Here is a 21,597-nt window from a genome sequence, read left to right on the forward strand (position 1 = left end):
AGGGGCACCCGGCTGCTGGCCGTCGCCGCCGCCGTTCTCGTCCTGCTGTGCGCGGCCGCCGGGACGATGGCGTTCACCAGGGGCCCCGGCACGCACTCCGCTCCCGCCGCGCGGACGCCCACCGAGGGATCGGCGGACGCCGGTTTCGCCCGTGACATGTCGGTCCATCACCAGCAGGCCGTGGAGATGTCGTTCATCGTGCGGGACCGCACGGACGACGCCGATGTGCGCCGTCTCGCGTACGACATCGCCAACACCCAGGCCAACCAGCGCGGCATGATGACGGGCTGGCTGAACCTGTGGGGGCTGCCGGTGAGCGACGCGGACCGGCTGCCGATGCAGTGGATGGGGATGGGCCAGGAGCCTTCCACGGACGGGGCGTTGATGCCCGGCATGGCCACCACGGCGCAGCTCTCCACCCTGCGGAAGCTGAGCGGCAGGAAGGCGGAGATCCTCTACCTCCAGCTGATGACGGCCCACCACAAGGGCGGTATCCACATGGCGGAGGGGTGTGTGCAGCTCTGCAAGGTCGGCGCGGAGAAGAAGCTGGCGCAGGGAATGGTGGCCGCCCAGCAGTCCGAGGTGCAGCTCATGGCCGATCTGCTGAAGGAAAGGGGCGCTTCGGCAACAACGGGATCAACTGCCGGTTCATGACCGTTCCTTGATCTCTTCTTGGTCATCACATACCCCTGGCATGAGCTGTTCATCGGGCAGGGTGTGGCGTACACGCGTACCTGCGACGAACCGCAACACAGGGGGTTCCATGAGATCCAGCCGCTCGAAAATGCGCGCCGGGCTGAGCGTGGCAGCGACACTGCCACTGCTCGCCGGCGCGCTGGCTCTGTCCATACCCAGCGCCAACGCCGACTCCGGTACGGGCAGCCGCCATGCACTTCAGGGCACCAAGCCGCTGTGGGCGAAGGCCTCCGCCGACCGTGGCGCGAGCGCGAACTCGGGCCAGGTGAACGCGCGCGTCTATCTGGCCGGGCGCGACGCCCAGGGCCTGACGGCGTACGCGAAGGAGGTGTCGGACCCGCAGTCCGCCTCCTACGGCAAGTACCTGAGCGCGAAGCAGGCCAAGGCCCGCTTCGGCACGACGCCCGAGCAGATCAAGCAGGTCACCGCCTGGCTGAAGTCCTCGGGTCTGAAGGTCACCGGCTCGAACCAGCACTACGTCTCGGTCAGCGGTGACGTGAGCGCGGCCGAGAAGGCCTTCTCGACGCAGCTGCACAACTACCGTAAGGGCAGCAAGACCTACCGCGCCCCGACGTCGACGGCTTCTGCGCCCGCGTCCCTCCGCGGTGCGGTGCTGACGGTGGTCGGCCTCGACAACGCGCCGCACAACGTCAAGCACGACACCACGACGCTGCCCCCGCCCAGCGCGGTCTTCAAGAACGCCGGGCCGATGTCGTCGTACTACGGCTCGAAGGTCAACAAGACGCTTCCGAACGCGTACGGCGAGAAGGCCCCCTACGCGATCAAGGGCTACACCGGTCAGCAGCTGCGCTCCGCGTACGGCGCGGGCAACAAGACCGGCAAGGGCGTCACGGTCGCCATCACGGACGCCTACGCCTCGCCGACCATCGCGCAGGACGCGACCAAGTACGCCAAGCGCAACGGCGACAGCGCGTACGCCGGCGGCCAGCTCTCGCAGGTGCTGCCGAGCGACTACACCGACATCGACGAGTGCGGCGCGGCCGGCTGGTACGGCGAGGAGACCCTCGACGTCCAGGCCGTCCACGCGGTGGCACCCAAGTCGGACATCGTGTACGTCGGCGCCGCGTCCTGCAACGACGACGCGCTGCTCGACTCGCTCGGCAAGGTCGTCGACAACCACCTCGCCGACATCGTCTCCAACTCCTGGGGCGACATCGAGGCCAACGAGACCCCGGCCGTCGCGGCCGCCTACGACCAGGTCTTCCAGCTGGGCGCCGTCGAGGGCATCGGCTTCTACTTCTCCACCGGCGACAACGGCGACGAGGTCGCCAACACCGGTACGAAGCAGGTCGACACCCCGGCCAACTCCGCCTGGGTGACGGCGGTCGGCGGTACCTCGCTCGCCGTGGGCAAGGGCGACAAGTACCAGTGGGAGACCGGCTGGGGCACCCTGAAGTCGAGCCTCTCGGCCGACAACAAGACCTGGACGGCCTTCCCCGGCACCTTCAACGGCGGCGCGGGCGGCGGCACCAGCAAGACCGTGGCGCAGCCGTTCTACCAGCGCGGTGTGGTCCCCGGGAAGCTCGCCAAGGCCAACGGCAAGACGGCCATGCGCACCACTCCGGACATCTCGGCGATCGCTGACCCGAACACCGGTTTCCTGGTGGGCCAGACGCAGACCTTCCCGGACGGTTCGCAGCAGTACAGCGAGTACCGCATCGGCGGCACCTCGCTGGCGGCTCCGGTCATCGCGGGCATCCAGGCGCTGGCGCAGCAGGCGCAGCACGGGGTTCCGATCGGGTTCGCCAACCCGTCGATCTACTCCCGCTACGGCACGTCGGCGTACCACGACGTCACCGACCACCCGCTGGGCGCGGGCCACACCCAGTCGGTCGTCCGGGTCGACTTCGCCAACAGTGTCGACGCGAGCGGTGGTCTGCTGACCTCGCTGCGGACGCTCGGCGCGGACTCCTCGCTGACCGCCACCGTCGGCTACGACGACGTGACGGGTGTCGGCAGCCCGGGACGGACGTACATCAGCTCGTTCGCCCGTCGCTGACCGCCGCAGGCTGTCACTGACGTCCGCGGTACGGCGACCCGTCGTCGCACGCGGTAGTCACAGTCGCCGCCCCGCCCCCTGCAACCCCGCATCGCGGGTGGGGGCGGGGCGGCACTGCTGTGACATGCCGCAGCGGCCTGCCGCAGTGACATACCGCGCACCCTCCCAGCAGGACATCGCGTCAGAGAGACGATTACACTGGCCACGTGCCTCAACTACGCCTCGCACTGAATCAGATCGACTCGACCGTCGGTGACCTCGCCGGGAACGCCGAGGCGATCGTCCACTGGACCCGGCACTCCATCGAGCAGGGCGCCCATCTGGTGGCGTTCCCCGAGATGATGCTGACCGGATACCCCGTCGAGGACCTGGCCCTGCGGTCGTCCTTCGTCGACGCGTCCCGGGCCGCGCTGCGCGCGCTCGCCGCCCGGCTGGACACCGAAGGGTTCGGGGAGGTCCCCGTCGTCGTCGGCTACCTCGACCGCACCGAGAAGGCCCAGCCCCGCTACGGGCAGCCCGCGGGCGCCCCGCGGGACGCCGGGGCCGTGCTGCACCGCGGGGAGGTCGCGCTGACCTTCTCCAAACACCACCTGCCGAACTACGGCGTCTTCGACGAGTTCCGCTACTTCGTCCCCGGCGAGACCCTCCCGGTGATCCGGGTGCACGGCGTCGATGTCGCGCTCGCCATCTGCGAGGACCTCTGGCAGGACGGCGGACGGGTCCCCGCCACCCGGTCGGCCGGCGCCGGGCTGCTGGTCTCGATCAACGCGTCGCCGTACGAGCTGAACAAGGACGACCAGCGCCTTGAGCTGGTCCGCAAGCGGGCCAGGGAGGCCGGCTGCACCACCGCGTACGTCGCGATGACCGGCGGCCAGGACGAGCTGGTCTACGACGGCGACTCGATCGTGGTCGACCAGGACGGCGAAGTCGTCGCGCGGGCACCGCAGTTCACCGAGGGCTGTGTGGTGGTCGACCTGGAGCTGCCCGCCGCGGGCCCGGTCCCTTCCGGCGTGGTCGCCGACGGGCTGCGCATCGAGCACGTCACGCTCTCCGACAAGCCGGTTCCCGAGTACCCGGCCGAGCTGCCCGGCGGCTACGCCGACCGGCTCGACGACGACGAGGAGCTGTACACGGCGCTGGTCGTGGGCCTGCGGGCGTACGCGGCGAAGAACGGCTTCTCCTCGGTGCTGATCGGGCTCTCCGGCGGTATCGACTCGGCGCTCGTCGCGGCCATCGCCTGCGACGCCATTGGTGCGAAGAACGTGTACGGCGTCTCGATGCCGTCCAAGTACTCGTCCGACCACTCCCGGGGCGACGCGGCCGAACTGGCCCGGCGTACCGGGCTGAACTACCGGACCGTGGAGATCGCGCCGATGTTCGACGCGTACATGGAGTCGCTCTCGCTCACCGGCCTGGCCGAGGAGAACCTCCAGTCGCGGCTGCGCGGCACCACGCTGATGGCCATCTCCAACCAGGAGGGCCAGATCGTGCTCGCGCCGGGCAACAAGTCCGAGCTGGCGGTGGGGTACTCGACGCTCTACGGCGACTCGGTCGGCGCGTACGGCCCGATCAAGGACGTCTACAAGACCTCGATCTTCCGGCTCGCCGAGTGGCGGAACCGGGCGGCGGCCGAGCGGGGCCAGACGCCGCCGATCCCGGAGAACTCGATCTCCAAGCCGCCCAGCGCCGAGCTGCGCCCGGGTCAGGTCGACACGGACTCGCTGCCGGACTACGAGGTGCTCGACGCGATCCTGGCGCGGTACGTCGACGCCGACCAGGGCCTCGACTCCATTGTCGCGGCCGGGTTCGACCCGGAGCTGGTGGCGAAGACGCTCCGGATGGTGGACACCGCCGAGTACAAGCGGCGTCAGTACCCGCCGGGCACCAAGATCTCCGCGAAGGGGTTCGGCAAGGACCGGCGGCTGCCGATCACGAACCGCTGGCGCGAGACGAGCTGAGCGCACGCTCCGTACGGGGGCCTTCCGCGACCACGCGGGAGGCCCCCTTCCGCGTACCGCGGTCCAGCACGCCCGCGGTCACCGCGATGGCGAGACCGATCACGGCGAGCGCCGCGCCCACCAGGGTCGGTGACATCCAGCCCCAGCCTGCCGCGATGGCGACCCCGCCGAGCCAGGCGCCGCCCGCGTTGGCCAGGTTGAAGGCGGAGTGGTTGGAGGCCGACGCGAGGGTGGGGGCCGACCTGGCCTTCTCCATCACCAGCATCTGGAGCGGGGTCGTGGTCATGAAGCCGACCGCGCCGAGGAGCACCACGCTCAGCAGCGCGGCCCACTTCACATGGACGGTGAAGTCGAACGCGACCAGCACGACGGCGAGCCCGGCCAGCGAGCCGTACACCGTGGGGCGCAGCGCCCGGTCGCTCAGCGGCCCGGCGGCCAGCGCGCCCAGCGTCATACCGATACCGAAGAGCGCGAGCACCAGGGTCACCGAGGACTCGGAGAAGCCCATGACCTCGGTGGTGATCGAGGCGAGGTAGCTGTACACGGCGAAGACCCCGGCGAAGCCGAAGACCGCGGTGAGCAGCCCGAGGAGCACCTGCCGGTTGCCGAGGGCGCGCACCTCGTGGCGCAGGCTCTGGTGTGCGTCGACGGGGACGTACGGGATGAGCCGGGCCAGCGCGGCCAGCGCCACCAGGCCGATCACGCCGACCACGACGAAGGTGGCGCGCCAGCCGAGGTGCTGCCCGAGCAGGGTGGCGGCGGGGACGCCGACGATGTTGGCGATGGTCAGGCCGAGGAACATGGTGGCGACGGCGCGGCCGCGCCTGCCCTCGTCGACCAGGCCTGAGGCGACGACCGCGCCGACGCCGAAGAAGGCGCCGTGCGGCAGCCCGGCGAGTACCCGCCCGGCCAGCAGCCAGCCGAAGCCGGGCGCGAAGGCGGATGCCAGGTTGCCGACGGTGAACAGGGCCATCAGGAGCAGCAGCATCCGCTTGCGCGGGATCCGGGAGCCGATGGCGGTGAGGAGCGGGGCGCCGACGACGACGCCGATCGCGTAGGCGGAGACGAGATAGCCCGCAGTGGGCACGGAGGTGCCCAGGTCGTCGGCGACATTGGGCAGCAGGCCCATCATCACGAACTCTGTGGTGCCGATGCCGAACGCGGAGATGGCCAGCGCGAGCAGGGCCAGGGGCATGAAGGGAGACCTTCTCTTACGAGAGCGGAACACGGGGACGGGATCACGGGGAGTACGGGAAACGGGGGCACGGCGGCGTGCCCGAGGACCAGCGTAAGTTCTCCTGCTGAACAAAGTGTCCCCACCGTGTTGTTCCGGCAGGTGAACGCCCCGTTAAGTGATGTGCGTCTCCCGGGAACGCCTATCCCTGGAGCTTGATGCGGGCCGCGATCGGCAGATGGTCGCTGCCGGTCCTGGGCAGCGTCCAGGAGGAGACCGGGTCGGCGCCCTTGACCAGGATCTGGTCGATCCGCGCCATCGGGAACTTCGCGGGCCAGCTGAAGCCGAAGCCGTTGCCCGCTGCGCCCTGGGTGGAGCGCATCTGCGCGCTCACCGCGTTCAGCGAACGGTCGTTCATCGTCCCGTTGAGGTCACCGAGGAGCACCACGTCCTTCAGCGGCTCCTTCCTGATGGCCGCACCCAGCGCGTCCGCGCTCTGGTCGCGCTGCGACGCGGTGAACCCGGCGTCGAGCTTCACCCGCACCGAGGGGAGGTGCGCGACGTAGAAAGCGACCTTGCCCTTGGGTGTGGTGACCGTGGACCGCAGGGCGCGGACCCAGCCGAGCCTTATATTGACGGGCTCGGTGTCGCTCATCGGGTACTTGCTCCAGAGCCCGACCGTGCCCTCCACCGCGTGGTACGGGTAGGTGGCCGCGAGGGCCTTCGAGTACGTCGAGACCTTGCCCGCCGCCAGCTCCTCCAGGGCGACCACGTCGGCGCCCGAAGCGGCGACCTTCTTCGCGGTGCCCACCGGGTCGGGGTTCGCCGCGTTCACGTTGTGGGTGGCCACCACCAGGTCGCCGCCGGAGGCCGACTTGTCGGTGAGCAGTCCGCCGAAGACGTTCAGCCAGACGATGACGGGCAGCAGCAGGGCGATCAGCGCGGTGGCCGAGCGGCGCAGCAGCCCCAGAACGAGCAGGACCGGGATGCCGATCAGGCCCAGCCAGGGCAGGAAGGTCTCGGTGAGACTGCCGAGGTTGCCGATGTCGTTGGGGAGATGCCCGTGGAAGAGCATCGTCAGCGTGAGCAGAACGGCGAAGCACGCGAGGACGATGCCGCGGCGCCAGATGCCCTGGTCACCCCGCCAGCGCCCGCCGAACAGACGCCGGGAACCGGACTCGGAATGCCCGTGCTCCGAGCCGCCGTGTTCCGTGTCCGTGAAGTGCGCCTGCGCCATACCGTTGCCCTCGCTGCCTTGCCGTGCACGCCGTCCCGCCCTTGACACTAAGCGATGGAACGGCACTTTCCGCGCCGTGGGGACACGGCCGTACTGTCACGAGGACGTGGGGGTGGCACCTGGAGTTCCGGTTGTGACGGAATGCGCATATTTCAGCTGTGCTGCCCCTCGCTTCCGCGCGGAGCGAGCCCCTCCAGGAGCGCGTCCACGACCCGGGCGGCCAGATCGTCATCGAGCTCCGCTTCGGGGCGGAGCACGGTGCGCAGCAGCATGGGCCCCACGAACAGGTCGTTGATCAGGTCCGGGGCGAGGTCGGAGCGGATCTCACCCTCCTCGATCCCCCGGCGTACGATCTCCGCCCCCATCCGGCGGCGGGCCTCGACGACCGTGTCGTGGTAGGCCCGCCAGAGTTCCGGATAGCTCTGCATCTGCGCGAAGACGTTGTACAGCAGTGTCGATGAGCGCTTCGCGAGGCCCTGCCGACGCAGCGATTCGAGCATGGCGACCAGATAGTCGCGGACCGAGGTGCCCCGCAGCTCCGGGGCAGCGGGCTCGATGGCCTTGAGCACATCGATGAAGAGTTCTTCCTTGCCCTTCCAGCGGCGGTAGATGGTCGCCTTGCCGACGCCCGCGGTGCGGGCGACCCGCTCGATGGACACCTCGGTGAGCGGGACGCCCTCCTCCAGCAGCTTCACCACGGCCTCGACGATCGACCGCTCGACCGCCTCCGAGCGCGGCCGTCCGCGCCGCTGCTCAGCCGGCCTGTGTTCCGTCGGGGGCACGCCCGCTCCACCTCTCGCTGTCCGTTCAGTCCGTACCGATTGTCGCCGACGCGGGGACCGCCTCCACCTCCGCTCCGGCGGCGCCGCCGGACTTCGGACGGCCGGGCAGGAAGAGCACCACCACGACGGCGCCGAGCAGGGCGACCCCGGCCGAGCCGAGTGCCGTCACATGCATGGCGTGCAGGAATGCGGTGTCCGCCCGGCCCGCGAGTGCGCGGCCGGCCGGGCCGAGCTTCTCCGCGATGCCCAGCGTCGCCTCGATCGACTCCCCCGCCGCCTTGCGCGCACCGGGCGGCACCGCGCCGAGGTGACCCTCGATGCCACTCCGGTACGAGGCGGAGAGCACCGACCCCAGGACGGCGACCCCGAGCGCCCCGCCCACCTGGCGGAAGGTGTTGTTGATCGCGGAACCGGAACCGGCCTTCTCACGGGGCAGCGACTGCATGATCGAGACGGTGACCGGCGGCATGATGTGGGCCATTCCCGTGCCCATGACGAAGAAGACGGCCTCCATCACCCAGATGGGCGTACCAGCGCCGAAGAACGCGAAACAGCCGAGCCCGGCGGCGACCAGCACCATGCCGGCCGTGCAGACGGCGCGGGCGCCGAACCGCTCGACGACGAGCCTGGCCCGCGGCGAGAAGATCATCTGGGCCGCGGCGAGCGGGAGCAGCAGGACGCCGGACTCCAGCGCGCTGTAGCCGCGGACGCTCTGCATGTAGAACGCGGAGAAGAAGGTGACGCCCATCAGCGCGAAGAAGACCAGCGCGATGGCGGCGACGGCCGCGGAGAACGCCGGGTTCTTGAAGTAGGTGACGTCGATGGCCGGGTGGCTGCTGTGCTTCTCGTACAGCACGAAGCCGGTCAGCACCGCGACCCCGCCGAGCGTGGTCAGCAGTACGGACGGCGCGGTGAAGTCGGCCAGTTCGCCGCCGCGGATGATCCCGTACACCAGCAGCACCAGGCCGACGATGGACAGGCTCACGCCCACCGGGTCGATGTGGCCGGGGTTGGGGTCCCTCGAATCGGGGACCAGCAGCACCATCGCGATCAGCGCGACGATCACCACCGGCACATTGACCAGGAACACCGAGCCCCACCAGAAGTGTTCGAGCAGCACTCCGCCGGTGATCGGGCCGATGGCGATGGCCAGGCCGACGCCGCCTGCCCAGATACCGATGGCCTTGGGCTGCTCCTCGCGCTCGAAGACGTTCATCAGCACGGCGAGAGTGGCGGGCATCACGAAGGCCCCGCCGAGGCCCATCACGGCCCGGAACGCGACGAGTTCGGCCGGCGAGGTGGAGAGCGCGGCGAGCACCGAGCCGATTCCGAAGACCGCGAGCCCGAAGAGCAGGACCTTCTTGCGGCCGATGCGGTCACCCAGGAGACCCGCGGTGAAGAGCAGTCCGGCGAAGACCAGCGTGTAGGCGTTGATCGCCCATTCCAGCTGGCTCTGGGTGGCGCCGAGTCCGGTCGGCGCGGGGGCGGCGATGGTCTTGACCGCCACATTGAGGATGGAGTTGTCGAGCACCACTATCAGCAGGCTCAGCATCAGCGCGGCCAGGATCGCCCAGCGGCGCCGGTGTACGGCTTCGGGTATGCGGGGCGCTGCGACTGGCCCCGTGGAGTTGGTCATGCGGACAGCTTAGCAATTTCGATACGACACCGTCTCGTATCGAAAAGATTTTACCCGGCGGCCGGTTGCGGGCCCGGAGCCCACTTCCGTACGACGGCGGTCCGGTGCAACCATGGAGGCGGTCCGGGGACGCCGTCAGGGCGCCTCGAGATGACGAACAGGAGCGTTGCGATGACGCGCGCGTTGAACCCCCAGAGCCCCACCGCCTCCGCCGGGAAGCCCGCCGACAGCAGCAAGGCGCTGTACGGCGGCCGGAGCAGCAGGCGCATCACCGTCCACGACATCGGCGGCGCCAAGGAGCGCGGCGAGAAGTGGCCCATGCTCACCGCGTACGACGCGATGACCGCTTCCGTCTTCGACGAGGCAGGCATCCCGGTGATGCTCGTCGGCGACTCGATGGGCAACTGCCATCTCGGCTACGACACCACGGTCCCGGTCACCCTCGACGAGATGACGATGCTCTCCGCCGCCGTCGTACGCGGCACCTCAAGGGCGCTGATCGTCGCCGACCTGCCCTTCGGCAGCTACCAGGAAGGCCCCGTCCAGGCACTGCGCAGCGCGATGCGGCTGATCAAGGACGCGGGCGTGGGCGCGGTGAAGCTGGAGGGCGGCGAGCGCTCCCACCAGCAGATCGATCTGCTGGTGCGGTCCGGCATCCCCGTCATGGGGCACATCGGGCTGACGCCGCAGTCCGTCAACTCCATGGGCTACCGGGTGCAGGGCCGCGGCGAGGAGGCCGCACAGCAGCTGCTGCGCGACGCCAAGGCCGTGCAGGACGCGGGCGCGTTCGCGGTCGTACTCGAACTCGTACCCGCCGAGCTGGCCGCCGAGGTCACCCGCATCCTGCACATTCCGACGGTCGGGATCGGCGCCGGCCCCGAGTGCGACGCGCAGGTGCTCGTCTACACCGACATGGTCGGTCTGACGGGCGGCAAGGTGCCGCGCTTCACCAAGCAGTACGCGGACCTCCGCCGGACGCTCGGCGACGCGGCGAAGGAGTTCGCCGACGAGGTCGTCGGCGGGACGTTCCCGCAGGAGCAGCACACCTTCCACTAGGTCCTGTCCGGCCCTTCCCGGGCCCCTTCGAGGCCACTGCCGCACGGACCGACAGCCCGCCGACATCCCCCATCGGCGGGCTGTCGGCATTCTGTCGGTGACTTGTCAGTGGTGGCTGGTCTGATAGTCGGCATGACGCGAATCGACAAGAACCCCGGGAACGGCGGACCCGCCGTACAGGTGCGGGGGCTGGTGAAGCACTACGGGGACACGAAGGCCCTGGACGGCGTGGACCTGGACGTCCGGGAGGGCACGGTCCTCGGTGTGCTCGGGCCCAACGGCGCCGGGAAGACCACCCTCGTACGAGTCCTCTCCACCCTGTTGCAACCCGACTCGGGCACCGCGACCGTGGCCGGCTACAACGTCCTGACCCAGCCCCGGCAGCTGCGCCGGGTCATCGGTCTCACCGGGCAGTACGCATCGGTCGACGAGAAGCTCTCCGGCCGGGAGAACCTCTACATGATCGGCAGGCTGCTCGACCTCCCCCGCAAGGACGCCAGGCGCCGCGCGGACGAGCTGCTTGAGCGGTTCTCGCTGACGGAGGCCGCCAAGAAGGCCGCGATGAACTACTCGGGCGGGATGCGCCGCAGGCTCGACCTGGCCGCTTCCATGATCGGCCGCCCGTCCGTGCTCTTCCTCGACGAGCCGACGACCGGTCTCGACCCCCGTACCCGCAACGAGGTCTGGGACGAGGTGCAGCGGATGGTCGCGGAGGGGGCGACCGTGCTCATCACCACCCAGTACATGGAGGAGGCCGAGCAGCTCGCCAACGAGCTGACGGTCATCGACAAGGGCAAGGTCATCGCCAACGGCAAGGTGAACGAGCTGAAGGCGAAGGTCGGCGGCCGCACCCTCCGGATCGAGCCGAGCGACCGTGCCCAGCTGCCCGCCATGGCGCGCGCCCTGGCTGAGGCAGGGCTCGACGGTGTCGCCGGCTCGCAGGCGGTGCCCGACGAGGGTCTGCTCAATGTGCCGATCCTCAGCGACGAGCAACTGACCGCGGTGGTCGGCCTGCTGGCCTCGCGCGGCTTCGGCATCACCAACATCGGTACCCATCTGCCCAGCCTGGACGAGGTGTTCCTGGCCATCACCGGCCAGAAGCCCACCGTGCAGGACGGCTTCGACGAGAACGAGAAGACGGACCAGGTCCAGGAGGCCGCGGTATGAGCACGGCAACGATCGAGAAACCGGCACCCGCCGTGACTGCCGCGACCGCCGGTGAGGGGCGGATCGGGCTGCGGGCCAATCTGCGCCACATCGGAGCGCTGGCCCGGCGCAACGCGCTGCAGATCAAGGCAGATCCGGAGTCGATGTTCGACGTCCTGTTCATGCCGATCATCTTCACCCTGCTGTTCGTGTTCGTCTTCGGCGGCGCCATCGCGGGCAAGGGCAACCAGACGCAGTACGTCGACTACGTCGTCCCCGGCCTGATGGCGATGATGGGCATGAACATCGCCATGGCCGTCGGCACCGGGGTCAACGACGACTTCAAGAAGGGGGTGATGGACCGGTTCCGCAGTATGCCCATCGCCCGGTCGTCCGTCCTCATCGCGAAGATCGTCGTGGAGATCGGCCGGATGCTGGTCGCCATCACGATCCTGCTGACCGTGGGCTTCATCCTCGGCCTCACCATCCACACCTCGGTGCTCTCGCTCTTCGCGGCGATCGGCCTCTCGCTGGTGTTCGGCGCCTCGCTGATGTGGATCTTCATTCTGCTCGGACTGACCATGAAGACGGTGCAGGCCGTCCAGGGGATGGCCATGCTGGTTCTGATGCCGCTGCAGTTCGGCTCGTCGATCTTCGCCCCGCCCACCACGATGCCCGGCTGGCTCCAGGCGTTCACCGACTACAACCCGCTCTCCAACCTCGCGGACGCGGCACGGAACCTGGTGAACGGCGGCCCGGTCGCCCACTCCGTGCTGATGACGCTCGGCTGGTCGGTGGCGATCACCGCGCTCACCGCTCCGCTGGCGATCCGGAAGTTCCGCAAGAAGACCTGACCGGGCCGCCGGGTCCGCCGGCCCGGCGGTCCCGTTCACCGATCGCGTCGCTCCACCAGGGCGGTGGCCTCCTCCGGGGTGAGGCCACCGCCCTCGGCGTACGCACGCTCGTAGCCGGCGTCCCCCAGCGCCGCGCGGGCGGCCGCCTCGGCCTTCCCTCGGTTGGCGCGCTCCGTGGCCGCGCTGAAGTGGCCGGGCGGCAGCTGCGCGTCGGATGCCGCGATCAGCCGCGCCGCGTCCCGGGCGTCCGCCGGATCGCCGAGGCCCGCCAGCGACCAGGCATACGTCACCAGATGAGTGGCGGGCATCTGCGGGGCCACCATCAGCGACAGCGGATCACGGGTCCGGGTCAGCGCCTTCCGTGCATGGTCGATGCCGTCGGCGTACCGGCCTTCCTCGTTGTCGAGCCAGGCCGTCAGACCGAGCAGGATGCCCTCGAAGACGGCGAGCGGCCCCGACGTGAACTTCTCGTGCAGCAGGTCCAGTTCGACCCGCGCCTCCGCCGTCCGGCCGCTGCGGCCCAGCCACATCGCGAGGAACATCCGGGCCATCGGCCAGACCTCGTGCCCGAGGTCGGGGCCCTGCTCCTCCGCCAGGAGTTCCCGCAGGATCGCCTCGCCCTCATCGCCGCGGCCCGCTTCGAGGAGCACCCCGGCGTGCCGCGCCCGCAACACCGCGACCTGGGTCCGGGCGCCGAGCTTCTCGGCGTAGCCCAGGGCCATCCGGTAATCCTCACCAGCGAGCAGGAAGTCGCCGCGCCGCTCACGCGCCTCGCCCCGCGCCGAGAGCGCCTCGCCGGCGCCCCAGGCGTCGCCGAGGCGGATGAAGATGTCGAGGGCCTCCTCGGCGTCCCTGGACGCGTCGCCCGCCCAGTCGCTGCGATTGGCCAGGATGTTGGCCCGCATCTGCAGGGCGGAGGCCAGCTCCCACTCGTAGCCGAAGTTCCGGCAGGAACGCACCGTCTCGTCGAGCACCACCCGCAGCTGGTCGGGGGAGCCGGTGCCGGTGAGCATGACGGCGAAGAACCAGAGCGAGGCGGGGCTCCGGCAGGTCTGCGGCAGCCCGGGGCCGTAGGCCTCCACCACCCGGCTGAGCCGCTCCCTGCTCTCCGGTGTGTTCCAGTCGTCGAAGTCGTGGTCGGCCGAGGTCAGGTGGATCAGCCGCACCCCGCGCCGCGCCTCCTCCAGGAGTTCGGGGCTCATCGGCGGCGGGGCGTCCGTGCACCGCGCGTGCAGCGGCGGGGCCTTCACGACCGGCGGTTCGAACGGGTCGGGGCCGAGTTCCGCGGTCGCGGCGGTCCAGTGCCTGGAGTCGCTGCGCAGATCGCGCATCTGCCAGAACCAGGCGAGGGAGTGCACCAGGATCAGCGCCTCCTGCTCGTCGCCCGCGGCGACGGCCCGGCGCAGGGCGGTGCGCACGTTCTCGTACTCGCGCACCAGCAGGTCGATCGCCGCGCGCTGCCCGTGCCCGCGCAGTTCGGGGTCGGCCCGCCTGGCCAGCTCCCGGTAGTGCACCAGGTGGCAGCGCTCGGCATCGGCGCGGTCCCCGGCCTCGTCCAGCCGCTCGGCCGCGTACTCGCCGACGGTTTCGAGCAGCCGGTAGCGCATGTCGCCTTCGCCCGAAGGGGCCGCCACCACCAGGGACTTGTCGACCAGTGAACCCAGTACGTCCAGGGCGTCGGCGCCGCACACCGCCTCCACCGCGGTGAGCCCGCAGCCCCCGGCGAAGACGGAGAGCCTGCGCAGTACGGTGCGCTCCGGCCCGTCCAGCAGGTCCCAGGACCAGTCGACGACCGCCCGCAGGGTCTGCTGGCGCGGCAGGGTGGTCCGGGCGCCACCGGTGAGCAGCCGGAACCGGTTGTCGAGGCGGTCGGCGATCTGGCGCGGGGAGAGCATCCGCAGCCGGGCCGCGGCGAGTTCGATGGCCAGCGGCAGTCCGTCGAGGCGGCGGCAGATCTCGGTGGCGGCCGCCGGGTCGTCGTCGATCCGGAAGCCCGGTCTCGCGGCGCTCCCGCGCTCGGCGAACAGCCGCAGCGCGGACGGCTGGGGCAGCGGTTCGAGGGGGCGTACGACCTCGCCGGGCACCCCGAGCGGCTCCCGGCTGGTGGCGAGGATCGTCAGACCGGGGCAGTGTGCGAGGAGTTCCTCGGCGAGGGTGGCGGCGGCCCCGATGACGTGCTCGCAGTTGTCGAGCAGGAGCAGCATCCGGCGCCGCGCGCAGTGCTCGGCGAGCCGGGTGAGGGGGTCGTCCGCGTGCCGGTCGGCGGCGCGTATCTCCTCGGCGCCCGCACCGCGCAGCACCGTCTCGCGGGCGCCGAGTGCGCCCAGTACCGCTTCGGGCACGGTCTCCGGGTCGTCCACCGGGGCCAGTTCGGCCAGCCACACCCCGTCGGGCCAGGCTCCGGAGGCGGCCTCGGCCGCCTCCTGCGAGAGCCGGGTCTTGCCGGCCCCGCCGGGGCCGAGCAGCGTGACGAGCCGGGCCGACCCGAGGTCGCCGCGCAGGGCGTCGATGTCGCTCTCACGTCCGACGAAGCTGGTCAGCCGGGCCCGCAGGTTGCCGGGCGGGCGTCCGGGGGCCGGGGCGGGGCTCGCCTGCTCAGAGGTGTCCAGGCCCGGCGGCTGCCGGTCAGTGATCTGCCCGCTCGGGGGCTGCTGGTCCGGGGTCTCCGGTCCGGCGGCGGGTGCGGCCGGGGCCTGCCCGTCCGGCCGGTGCTCTGCGGCGGGCTCGCCGGATGACAGCAACTCGGCGTACAGCGAGCGCAGTTCGGGCCCCGGGTCCACGCCGAGCCGCTCCACGAGGCCGCGCCGCACCTCCTCGTACGCCACCAGCGCCTCCGCCGTCCGCCCCGCGTCCCGCAGCGCCCGGATCCGCAGGGCCTGCAGCGGTTCGTCGATCGGATGGCCGGCGCAGAGCGCGGCCAGCTCCGGCAGCGTCTCATCGGCCCGGCCGAGCGCGAGCGCGGCGCCGAGCGCCGCCCGGCGCGTGTCCAGCCGCCGGGCCTCCCAGCGGGCCGCCACCGCCGTGCGGTCGGGGAGGTCGGCGAGCACCATCCCCCGCCACAGCGCCAGCGCGTCCTCCAGGAGAACGGCCGCCTTGGCCGGGTCGCCCTCGTCCAGCGCCCGCGCCCCCTCCCCCGCCAGCCGCTCGAACCGGTACAGATCGACGTCGTCCGGATCGGCGCACAGCCGGTACCCGCCGTCCACGGAGACGACGGCCGCATGTCCGATGGCCCGCCGCAGCCGGGCCACCAGCGCCTGGAGCGCGCCGGTGGCGTCGGCGGGCGGCTCGCCGTCCCACACCTCGCCGACCAGCACGGCCGCCGGGACGGTCCGTCCGACGCGCAGCGCCAGCACGGTGAGGAGAGCACGCAGCCGCGCCCCGCCGAGGGCGACGGCCGTGCCGTCGGGGCGGAGCGCCTGGGTCGTGGAGAGGATCCGGTAGCGCACGGGCCCATTGTCCGTTACCCGGCGCACCTCAGCCGCCCGGTCTTTCCAGCTCGACCAGGACACCGGTCGCACGCCTGTCGTGACCCGGCGCGCCGGCCCCGTCCGCCTCCCGGCTGAACCACTTCGGGCAGCGCCGCACGGACCGCAGCCCGAGCCGCCCCGGCACGGGCTCGTACCCGGACCCGCTCGTCGCCTCCACGAACTCCTCCGTCATCACCTGGATCGACCGGACGCGCGCCGTCAGCGGCTCCGCCTCCGGACCGCCCATGCTGTGGTTCGAGACGCGGAGCGTCCCGTCGGGCAGGCCGGGGCCGGCCCCGGCGTACGGGCCCACGGTCCAGGTGACCTCGTCGCCCACCGAGAACGGGGTGCCGCAGCACTCCATCTCCCAGTCCGCGTACACCACCTGCCATACCGTCATGCCCCCACCCTGCCCGGAACCCCTCCCCGACCGCGAGACGTTTAGCGCGTGTCACCTGTACGGTCGGAGCTCTTGAGACACGGCCGCCCACGCACCGCCCACCCATCAGGAGCTCCGTCCATGACCACCGCCTTCACCCGCCGCAGCGAGCGGCGGATCAGTCCGGTCTTCCTGGGGATCGTCGCTGTCATGGCGGTCACCGGCTGGGCGGTGTGGGCGGACTTCGCGAAGGTCCCCGGTTTCTCGGTGTTCCTCTTCGTGACGTCGGCGTGGGTGGTGTCGCTCTGTCTGCATGAGTACTCGCACGCGCGCAGCGCCCTGCACAGCGGTGACATCTCGGTCGGCGCGAAGGGCTATCTCACCCTCAACCCGATGAAGTACACACACGCGATGCTCTCCATCGTGCTGCCGCTGATCTTCCTGGTGCTGGGCGGGATCGGTCTGCCCGGTGGCGCGGTCTTCATCGAGCGGGGCCGGATCAGGGGCCGCTGGCGGCACAGTCTGATCTCGGCGGCGGGACCGCTGACGAATGTGCTGTTCGCGTTCGTCTGCACGGCGCCGTTCTGGCTGCACGCGCTGGACGGCGTACCGCCGCTGTTCCGCTACGCGCTGGGCTTCCTCGCGCTGCTCCAGTTCACGGCGGCGATCCTGAACTTCCTGCCGGTGCCGGGGCTCGACGGGTACGGCGTGATCGAGCCCTGGCTGCCGCACAGCGTCCGCCGCCAGGTCGAGCCGTTCGGGCAGGTCGGGATGATCGCGGTGTTCGCGCTCCTGTGGATCCCGTCACTGAACCACGCGTTCTTCGACCTGATCGACGCGATCCTGCGCGGTGTCGGGGTCAGCGGCAACGACACGTACTGCGGGCAGAACTTCTACCGCTTCTGGTACGGGCAGCCCGCCGGGTTCTTCTGCCCGCGGTAGCGCGAGCGGCGCGGCCGGGTCAGCGGGCGGCTCGGCGTCAGCGGGTGGCGGTGGCGCTCGCCGACTTCGCGGCGCGGCTCTTGCGCAGATAGAACCAGGCCATGTTCGAGGAGAGTCCCGCCAGCAGGATCCAGACGATCCCGATGAAGCTGCCCTGGACGAAGGAGACCACGGCCGCTGCTACGGCGAGGGCGCAGACGACGAGGGCGTACAGAGCGAGGCGGGGCATGGGGGCGGCTCCTGTCCGGGGGCTGAGTCGGTTCGCCCCCCAGTGTCCCCCATGCCCGATCGCACTCACACGTCGGTGACGCGCAGCCCCGCGTGGGCCTTGTAGCGGCGGTTGACCGAGATCAGATTGGCGACCAGCGACTCGACCTGGTGGGCGTTGCGCAGCCGGCCGGCGAAGACTCCGCGCATCCCGGCGATCCGCCCGGCGAGCGCCTGCACGATCTCGACGTCGGCGCGCTCCTCGCCCAGCACCATCACATCGGTGTCGATCTCGTCGATCGCCGGGTCCTGGAGCAGTACGGCCGAGAGATGGTGGAAGGCGGCGGCCACCCGGGATTCCGGCAGCAGGGCGGCGGCCTGCTCGGCGGCGCTGCCCTCCTCGGGCTTCAGGGCGTACGCGCCCTTCTTGTCGAAGCCGAGCGGGTTGACGCAGTCGACCACGAGCTTGCCGGTCAGCTCTTCGCGCAGCGACTCCAGGGTCTTGGCGTGCCCGTCCCAGGGCACGGCCACGATCACCACATCGCTGCGGCGTGCGCACTCGGCGTTCTCCGCGCCCTCGACACCGTTCCCGAGCTCTCCGGCCGCGGCCTCGGCCCGCTCGGCGGCGCGCGAGCCGATGATCACCTTCTGGCCCGCCCTGGCCAGCCGGTAGGCGAGCCCGCGCCCCTGGTCGCCGGTCCCGCCGAGGACGCCGACGACCAGGTCCGAGACGTCGGGCAGGTCCCAGGGGTCCTTGGCGGCCGGCTGCTGTGCACTGTCGGTGGAAGTCATGGCCCGACCATACTTGCCGGCGCCCGATGCCCGTACGGGTGATGACCGGCCAACGGCCCGCGCCGGGCGGCCCGGTGGGGCAGGATGCCGGGCCATGGATGCCGTACGGGTGGCGCTGCTCCGGGAAGTACTCGCCGGGACCGAGTGGCCGCGCGCCGCCCGCCGGTTCGCCACCGCGCTGCGGTCGTCCGTGGTCCCGCACGGCGGGGGGCTGCTCCTGGTGGGGACCGAGCGGTACGAGCCCTGGCATCTGGCGGCCCATCTCGTGGACGAGGCCGCCTGGTCGGGGCTGCCCGAGCTGGCGCCCACGCTGGTACGGCACCGGGTCGGGGGCGGTGAGCCCGCGCATCTCTCCGTGGGGCTCGGGCGGATCGAGGCGGCGGGGCGCGGCGAGACGCTGCTCGTCGTCGCGCCGGGGCTGCCGGGCGCGGGGCTTCTCGAACGGGTGCACGGGGCGCGGCGGGCGGGTGCCACCGTGCTGACGCTGGACGGCGGGGATCCGGAGGTGCACGGACTCGCACACGAGACGCTGACCGTGGCGGACGGCGACGAGGTGGATCTCGACACCGTGCAGCACCTGGTCAGCGCGGCCGCCGGGGAGAACAGCCTGCCCGCGCAACGTGGCAAGCCACGCTTCCGCGACCGTCTGTCGCGCCTCGCCGACCAGCTGACGGCTCCCCCGCCGGGCCGCTGGTAAACCGGTTGCGGCCGGGGCGCGAAGCGGCCGAGCATGACCCCTTGTGGCTCCTCGCACGCGGCTCGGCGCGATCCTCCCCGACCTCACCCCCTGGCGCTCGTCGCGGGAGTTCCGGCTGCTCTGGGTCCAGGGCCTGATCGCCTTCTTCGGCAGCTCGATGGCGCTGATCGCGCTGCCGCTCCAGATCAAGGACCTCACCGACTCCCCGGCAGCTGTGGGTGCGATGGGGGCGGTGGAGCTGGTGCCGCTGGTCGTCTTCGGGCTGTACGGCGGCGCGCTCGCCGACGCGGCCGACCGGCGCAAGGTCATCCTGGCCACCGAGGCGGGGCTCGGGCTGCTGGCCGTACTGCTCCTGGTGAACGCGCTGATCCCCGCGCCGATGCTCTGGCCGCTGTACGTCGTGGCGGCCGGGGTCTCGGCCCTCGCCGGGCTGCAGCGGCCCGCGCTCGACTCGCTGCTGGCGCGGATCGTGCCGCACGACCAGCTCACCGCGGCCGCCGCGCTGAACGCGCTGCGCTGGCAGACCGGTGCGATCGCGGGCCCGGCGCTGGCGGGCGTGGTCGTGGCGTACGCCGGATACCCCACCGCATACAGCGTCACCGTGCTGGGCTTCGCCGTCTCGGTGGCCATGTGCACCCGGCTGTCGCCCGCGCCGCCGTCCCACGGTGCCGAGCGGCCTTCGCTGCGCGGGATCGCGCAGGGCGCACGGTACGCGTGGAGCCGCCCGGTGCTGCTGGGGACGTACGCGATCGACCTGGCCGCGATGTTCTTCGCCTACCCGAACACGGTCTTCCCCTTCCTCGCCGACGATCTGCATGCCACCTGGGCGCTGGGTCTGATGTACGCGGCCGGGTCGGTGGGGTCCGTGCTGCTCAGCCTGACCAGCGGCTGGACGTCACGGGTCAGACGGCACGGGCTCTTCGTGGTCTTCGGGGCGGCGGGCTGGGGCCTGGCGATCACGGCGGCCGGCTGGTTCGCCAATGTCTGGCTGGTGCTGCTCTGCCTGGTGTTCGCGGGCGCGGGCGACATGCTCAGCGGACTCGGCCGCTCCACCATCTGGAACCAGACCATCCCGGAGGAGCTGCGCGGGAGACTCGCGGGCATCGAGGTGCTCTCCTACAGCGTCGGGCCGCAGCTGGGCCAGGTCAGGGCGGGCACCCTGGCAGGCTGGACCGGGACCCGGAACGCGATCTGGAGCGGTGGTCTCGCGTGTGTCGCGTCGGTGGGCGTGCTCGCCGCGGTGCTGCCGAAGCTGCTGACGTACGACGCGGACACGGACACCGACGCGCAGCTGCGCCGCGCCCGCAAGGAGGAGGCGGCTGCTGCGGCGGCCATCTGACCGGACCCGCCGGACCTGCCGGAGCAGCCGGACCCGCGGAGCGGTCGGGTCCGGCCGGCCGGGATGCCGGCGCCGGGGCGGTCAGCCCTCCTCGTCGGTGGGGGCGCTCTTGTCGTCGTTCCACTTGGGGTCGGTGTCCCACTCCAGGTTGCGCTCGGCCACCTTGTCCATCGCGTGCGCCGCCTCCTCGCGGGTGGCGTAGGGGCCGAAGCGGTTCTTACCCGGGCACTCGGGACCGTCTTCGACCTTTTTGTGCTGGAGGCAGTAGTACCAGTCGCCCGGCTGCGCGGTCGTTCGCCTCTTGAACAAAGCCATGGCCGGTTCCTCTCTCATACACTCGCTGGCATGTCTGGCCAGTCACTGCTCGTACCAGGGGAGCTTTCTCCCACCCGTTCCGTACCCGGAAACATCCGGCGTCCCGAGTACGTGGGCAAGCCCGCGCCGACGCCGTACACCGGGCCGGAAGTCCAGGATGCCGACACCATCGAGCGTATGCGCGTCGCGGGCCGTATCGCCGCGCAGGCGATGGCGGAGGCCGCCAAGCACATCGTGCCCGGTGTGACGACGGACGAACTCGACCGGGTCGCCCATGACTTCATGTGCGACCACGGCGCCTATCCGTCGACCCTCGGCTACCGCGGGTTCAAGAAGTCTCTCTGCACCTCAGTCAACGAAGTCATCTGCCACGGGATTCCGGACTCCACCGTGCTCCGGGACGGCGACATCGTGAACCTCGACGTCACCGCGTACATCAACGGGGTGCACGGGGACAACAACGCCACCTATCTCTGCGGGGACGTCGACGAGGAGTCCCGGCTCCTGGTGGAGCGCACCCGGGAGTCGCTCGCCCGTGCCATCAAGGCGGTGCGGCCCGGCCGCCAGATCAACATCATCGGGCGGGTCATCGAGTCGTACGCCAAGCGCTTCGGCTACGGCGTCGTCAAGGACTTCACCGGGCACGGCATCAGCACGTCGTTCCACTCGGGGCTGATCGTCCCGCACTACGACAGCCCGTACGCCACGGAGCTGATCCGGCCCGGGATGACGTTCACGATCGAGCCGATGCTCACCCTCGGCTCGTACGAGTACGACATGTGGGAGGACGGCTGGACCGTGGTGACCAAGGACCGTAAGCGGACCGCGCAGTTCGAGCACACGCTCGTGGTGACGGAGACCGGGGCGGAGATCCTGACGCTGCCCTGAGCCCGCTCACGG

19 protein-coding genes are annotated in these 21,597 nt (G+C 71.0%); 10 read left to right on the forward strand and 9 right to left on the reverse strand.

Annotation, left to right across the window (positions count from 1 at the left end):
- Window positions 1-66: 66 nt before the first annotated feature.
- From OHB13_RS08995 to OHB13_RS09005, 3 genes are all read left to right on the forward strand, one after another.
- Window positions 67-654 (forward strand): DUF305 domain-containing protein, encoded by a 588-nt coding sequence (locus OHB13_RS08995; protein ID WP_328380248.1) that lies wholly within the window; start codon window positions 67-69, stop codon window positions 652-654.
- A gap of 109 nt (window positions 655-763) precedes the next feature.
- Window positions 764-2,716 (forward strand): S53 family peptidase, encoded by a 1,953-nt coding sequence (locus OHB13_RS09000; protein ID WP_328376696.1) that lies wholly within the window; start codon window positions 764-766, stop codon window positions 2,714-2,716.
- Window positions 2,717-2,922: 206 nt separating this feature from the next.
- Window positions 2,923-4,674: an NAD+ synthase gene (locus OHB13_RS09005; protein WP_328376697.1), complete on the forward strand. Its 1,752-nt coding sequence runs from the start codon at window positions 2,923-2,925 to the stop codon at window positions 4,672-4,674.
- Here the strand turns inward: OHB13_RS09005 and OHB13_RS09010 are convergent.
- The 4 genes from OHB13_RS09010 to OHB13_RS09025 all read right to left on the reverse strand — a co-directional run bounded on the left by OHB13_RS09010 (window position 4,646) and on the right by OHB13_RS09025 (window position 9,503).
- Window positions 4,646-5,869, reverse strand: coding sequence for an MFS transporter (locus OHB13_RS09010; RefSeq protein WP_266857647.1), 1,224 nt, complete (start codon window positions 5,867-5,869; stop codon window positions 4,646-4,648). The genes OHB13_RS09005 and OHB13_RS09010 overlap by 29 nt on opposite strands.
- A 181-nt stretch (window positions 5,870-6,050) precedes the next feature.
- Window positions 6,051-7,085 (reverse strand): endonuclease/exonuclease/phosphatase family protein, encoded by a 1,035-nt coding sequence (locus OHB13_RS09015; RefSeq protein ID WP_328376698.1) that lies wholly within the window; start codon window positions 7,083-7,085, stop codon window positions 6,051-6,053.
- Window positions 7,086-7,237: 152 nt separating this feature from the next.
- Window positions 7,238-7,867, reverse strand: coding sequence for a TetR/AcrR family transcriptional regulator (locus OHB13_RS09020; protein WP_266857643.1), 630 nt, complete (start codon window positions 7,865-7,867; stop codon window positions 7,238-7,240).
- A gap of 25 nt (window positions 7,868-7,892) precedes the next feature.
- Window positions 7,893-9,503: an MFS transporter gene (locus OHB13_RS09025; RefSeq protein ID WP_328376699.1), complete on the reverse strand. Its 1,611-nt coding sequence runs from the start codon at window positions 9,501-9,503 to the stop codon at window positions 7,893-7,895.
- Window positions 9,504-9,674: 171 nt separating this feature from the next.
- Here OHB13_RS09025 and panB point away from each other — a divergent pair, with 171 nt between their 5' ends.
- The 3 genes from panB to OHB13_RS09040 all read left to right on the forward strand — a co-directional run bounded on the left by panB (window position 9,675) and on the right by OHB13_RS09040 (window position 12,559).
- On the forward strand, window positions 9,675-10,559 hold the full coding sequence (gene panB, locus OHB13_RS09030; protein WP_266857640.1) for a 3-methyl-2-oxobutanoate hydroxymethyltransferase: 885 nt from the start codon (window positions 9,675-9,677) through the stop codon (window positions 10,557-10,559).
- A 132-nt stretch (window positions 10,560-10,691) separates the two neighbouring features.
- Window positions 10,692-11,726 carry an ATP-binding cassette domain-containing protein gene (locus tag OHB13_RS09035; protein WP_328376700.1) on the forward strand — a complete coding sequence of 345 codons (1,035 nt, stop codon included), beginning with the start codon at window positions 10,692-10,694 and terminating at the stop codon, window positions 11,724-11,726.
- Entirely contained in the window at window positions 11,723-12,559 is an 837-nt protein-coding gene (locus tag OHB13_RS09040) for an ABC transporter permease (protein ID WP_266857637.1), read from the forward strand. Before OHB13_RS09035 ends, OHB13_RS09040 begins: the two co-directional genes overlap by 4 nt.
- 35 nt (window positions 12,560-12,594) lie before the next feature.
- Here the strand turns inward: OHB13_RS09040 and OHB13_RS09045 are convergent, their stop codons facing one another.
- On the reverse strand, window positions 12,595-16,005 hold the full coding sequence (locus OHB13_RS09045) for an AfsR/SARP family transcriptional regulator (RefSeq protein ID WP_328376701.1): 3,411 nt from the start codon (window positions 16,003-16,005) through the stop codon (window positions 12,595-12,597).
- Window positions 16,006-16,033: 28 nt separating this feature from the next.
- On the reverse strand, window positions 16,034-16,426 hold the full coding sequence (locus tag OHB13_RS09050) for a DUF6578 domain-containing protein (protein ID WP_266857634.1): 393 nt from the start codon (window positions 16,424-16,426) through the stop codon (window positions 16,034-16,036).
- A 120-nt stretch (window positions 16,427-16,546) separates the two neighbouring features.
- Between OHB13_RS09050 and OHB13_RS09055 the strand changes: the two genes are divergently transcribed.
- A complete protein-coding gene (locus OHB13_RS09055; protein ID WP_266857632.1) occupies window positions 16,547-17,347 on the forward strand; it encodes a site-2 protease family protein in 801 nt (266 codons plus the stop codon).
- A gap of 37 nt (window positions 17,348-17,384) precedes the next feature.
- Here the strand turns inward: OHB13_RS09055 and OHB13_RS09060 are convergent, their stop codons facing one another.
- Both OHB13_RS09060 and npdG read right to left on the reverse strand, forming a co-directional pair.
- Complete coding sequence (locus OHB13_RS09060; protein WP_328376702.1) at window positions 17,385-17,576, reverse strand: hypothetical protein; 192 nt, start codon at window positions 17,574-17,576, stop codon at window positions 17,385-17,387.
- Window positions 17,577-17,641: 65 nt separating this feature from the next.
- A complete protein-coding gene (npdG, locus tag OHB13_RS09065) occupies window positions 17,642-18,346 on the reverse strand; it encodes an NADPH-dependent F420 reductase (RefSeq protein ID WP_266857630.1) in 705 nt (234 codons plus the stop codon).
- Between the two features lie 94 nt (window positions 18,347-18,440).
- Here npdG and OHB13_RS09070 point away from each other — a divergent pair, with 94 nt between their 5' ends.
- Both OHB13_RS09070 and OHB13_RS09075 read left to right on the forward strand, forming a co-directional pair.
- A complete protein-coding gene (locus tag OHB13_RS09070; protein WP_266857629.1) occupies window positions 18,441-19,043 on the forward strand; it encodes a hypothetical protein in 603 nt (200 codons plus the stop codon).
- A gap of 43 nt (window positions 19,044-19,086) precedes the next feature.
- Window positions 19,087-20,382: an MFS transporter gene (locus OHB13_RS09075; protein ID WP_328376703.1), complete on the forward strand. Its 1,296-nt coding sequence runs from the start codon at window positions 19,087-19,089 to the stop codon at window positions 20,380-20,382.
- Window positions 20,383-20,463: 81 nt separating this feature from the next.
- Here the strand turns inward: OHB13_RS09075 and OHB13_RS09080 are convergent, their stop codons facing one another.
- On the reverse strand, window positions 20,464-20,697 hold the full coding sequence (locus OHB13_RS09080) for a hypothetical protein (RefSeq protein WP_266857625.1): 234 nt from the start codon (window positions 20,695-20,697) through the stop codon (window positions 20,464-20,466).
- 30 nt (window positions 20,698-20,727) lie between these two features.
- Here OHB13_RS09080 and map point away from each other — a divergent pair, with 30 nt between their 5' ends.
- Window positions 20,728-21,585 (forward strand): type I methionyl aminopeptidase, encoded by an 858-nt coding sequence (gene map / locus OHB13_RS09085; RefSeq protein WP_266857623.1) that lies wholly within the window; start codon window positions 20,728-20,730, stop codon window positions 21,583-21,585.
- The last annotated feature ends 12 nt before the right edge of the window (window positions 21,586-21,597 follow it).

The organism is Streptomyces sp. NBC_00440 (assembly GCF_036014215.1).
Lineage (GTDB): Bacteria > Actinomycetota > Actinomycetes > Streptomycetales > Streptomycetaceae > Streptomyces.

Excerpts from the sequence above, each read along its gene's own strand:
- OHB13_RS09035 (WP_328376700.1), top strand. The coding sequence starts at position 10,692 with ATGACGCGAATCGACAAGAACCCCGGGAACGGCGGACCCGCCGTACAG.
- map (WP_266857623.1), top strand. The coding sequence starts at position 20,728 with ATGTCTGGCCAGTCACTGCTCGTACCAGGGGAGCTTTCTCCCACCCGT.
- OHB13_RS09000 (WP_328376696.1), top strand. The coding sequence starts at position 764 with ATGAGATCCAGCCGCTCGAAAATGCGCGCCGGGCTGAGCGTGGCAGCG.
- panB (WP_266857640.1), top strand. The coding sequence starts at position 9,675 with ATGACGCGCGCGTTGAACCCCCAGAGCCCCACCGCCTCCGCCGGGAAG.
- OHB13_RS09055 (WP_266857632.1), top strand. The coding sequence starts at position 16,547 with ATGACCACCGCCTTCACCCGCCGCAGCGAGCGGCGGATCAGTCCGGTC.
- OHB13_RS09025 (WP_328376699.1), bottom strand. The coding sequence starts at position 9,503 with ATGACCAACTCCACGGGGCCAGTCGCAGCGCCCCGCATACCCGAAGCC.
- OHB13_RS09040 (WP_266857637.1), top strand. The coding sequence starts at position 11,723 with ATGAGCACGGCAACGATCGAGAAACCGGCACCCGCCGTGACTGCCGCG.
- OHB13_RS09050 (WP_266857634.1), bottom strand. The coding sequence starts at position 16,426 with ATGACGGTATGGCAGGTGGTGTACGCGGACTGGGAGATGGAGTGCTGC.
- OHB13_RS09080 (WP_266857625.1), bottom strand. The coding sequence starts at position 20,697 with ATGGCTTTGTTCAAGAGGCGAACGACCGCGCAGCCGGGCGACTGGTAC.
- OHB13_RS09060 (WP_328376702.1), bottom strand. The coding sequence starts at position 17,576 with ATGCCCCGCCTCGCTCTGTACGCCCTCGTCGTCTGCGCCCTCGCCGTA.
- OHB13_RS09070 (WP_266857629.1), top strand. The coding sequence starts at position 18,441 with ATGGATGCCGTACGGGTGGCGCTGCTCCGGGAAGTACTCGCCGGGACC.
- OHB13_RS09015 (WP_328376698.1), bottom strand. The coding sequence starts at position 7,085 with ATGGCGCAGGCGCACTTCACGGACACGGAACACGGCGGCTCGGAGCAC.
- npdG (WP_266857630.1), bottom strand. The coding sequence starts at position 18,346 with ATGACTTCCACCGACAGTGCACAGCAGCCGGCCGCCAAGGACCCCTGG.
- OHB13_RS09010 (WP_266857647.1), bottom strand. The coding sequence starts at position 5,869 with ATGCCCCTGGCCCTGCTCGCGCTGGCCATCTCCGCGTTCGGCATCGGC.
- OHB13_RS08995 (WP_328380248.1), top strand. The coding sequence starts at position 67 with ATGGCGTTCACCAGGGGCCCCGGCACGCACTCCGCTCCCGCCGCGCGG.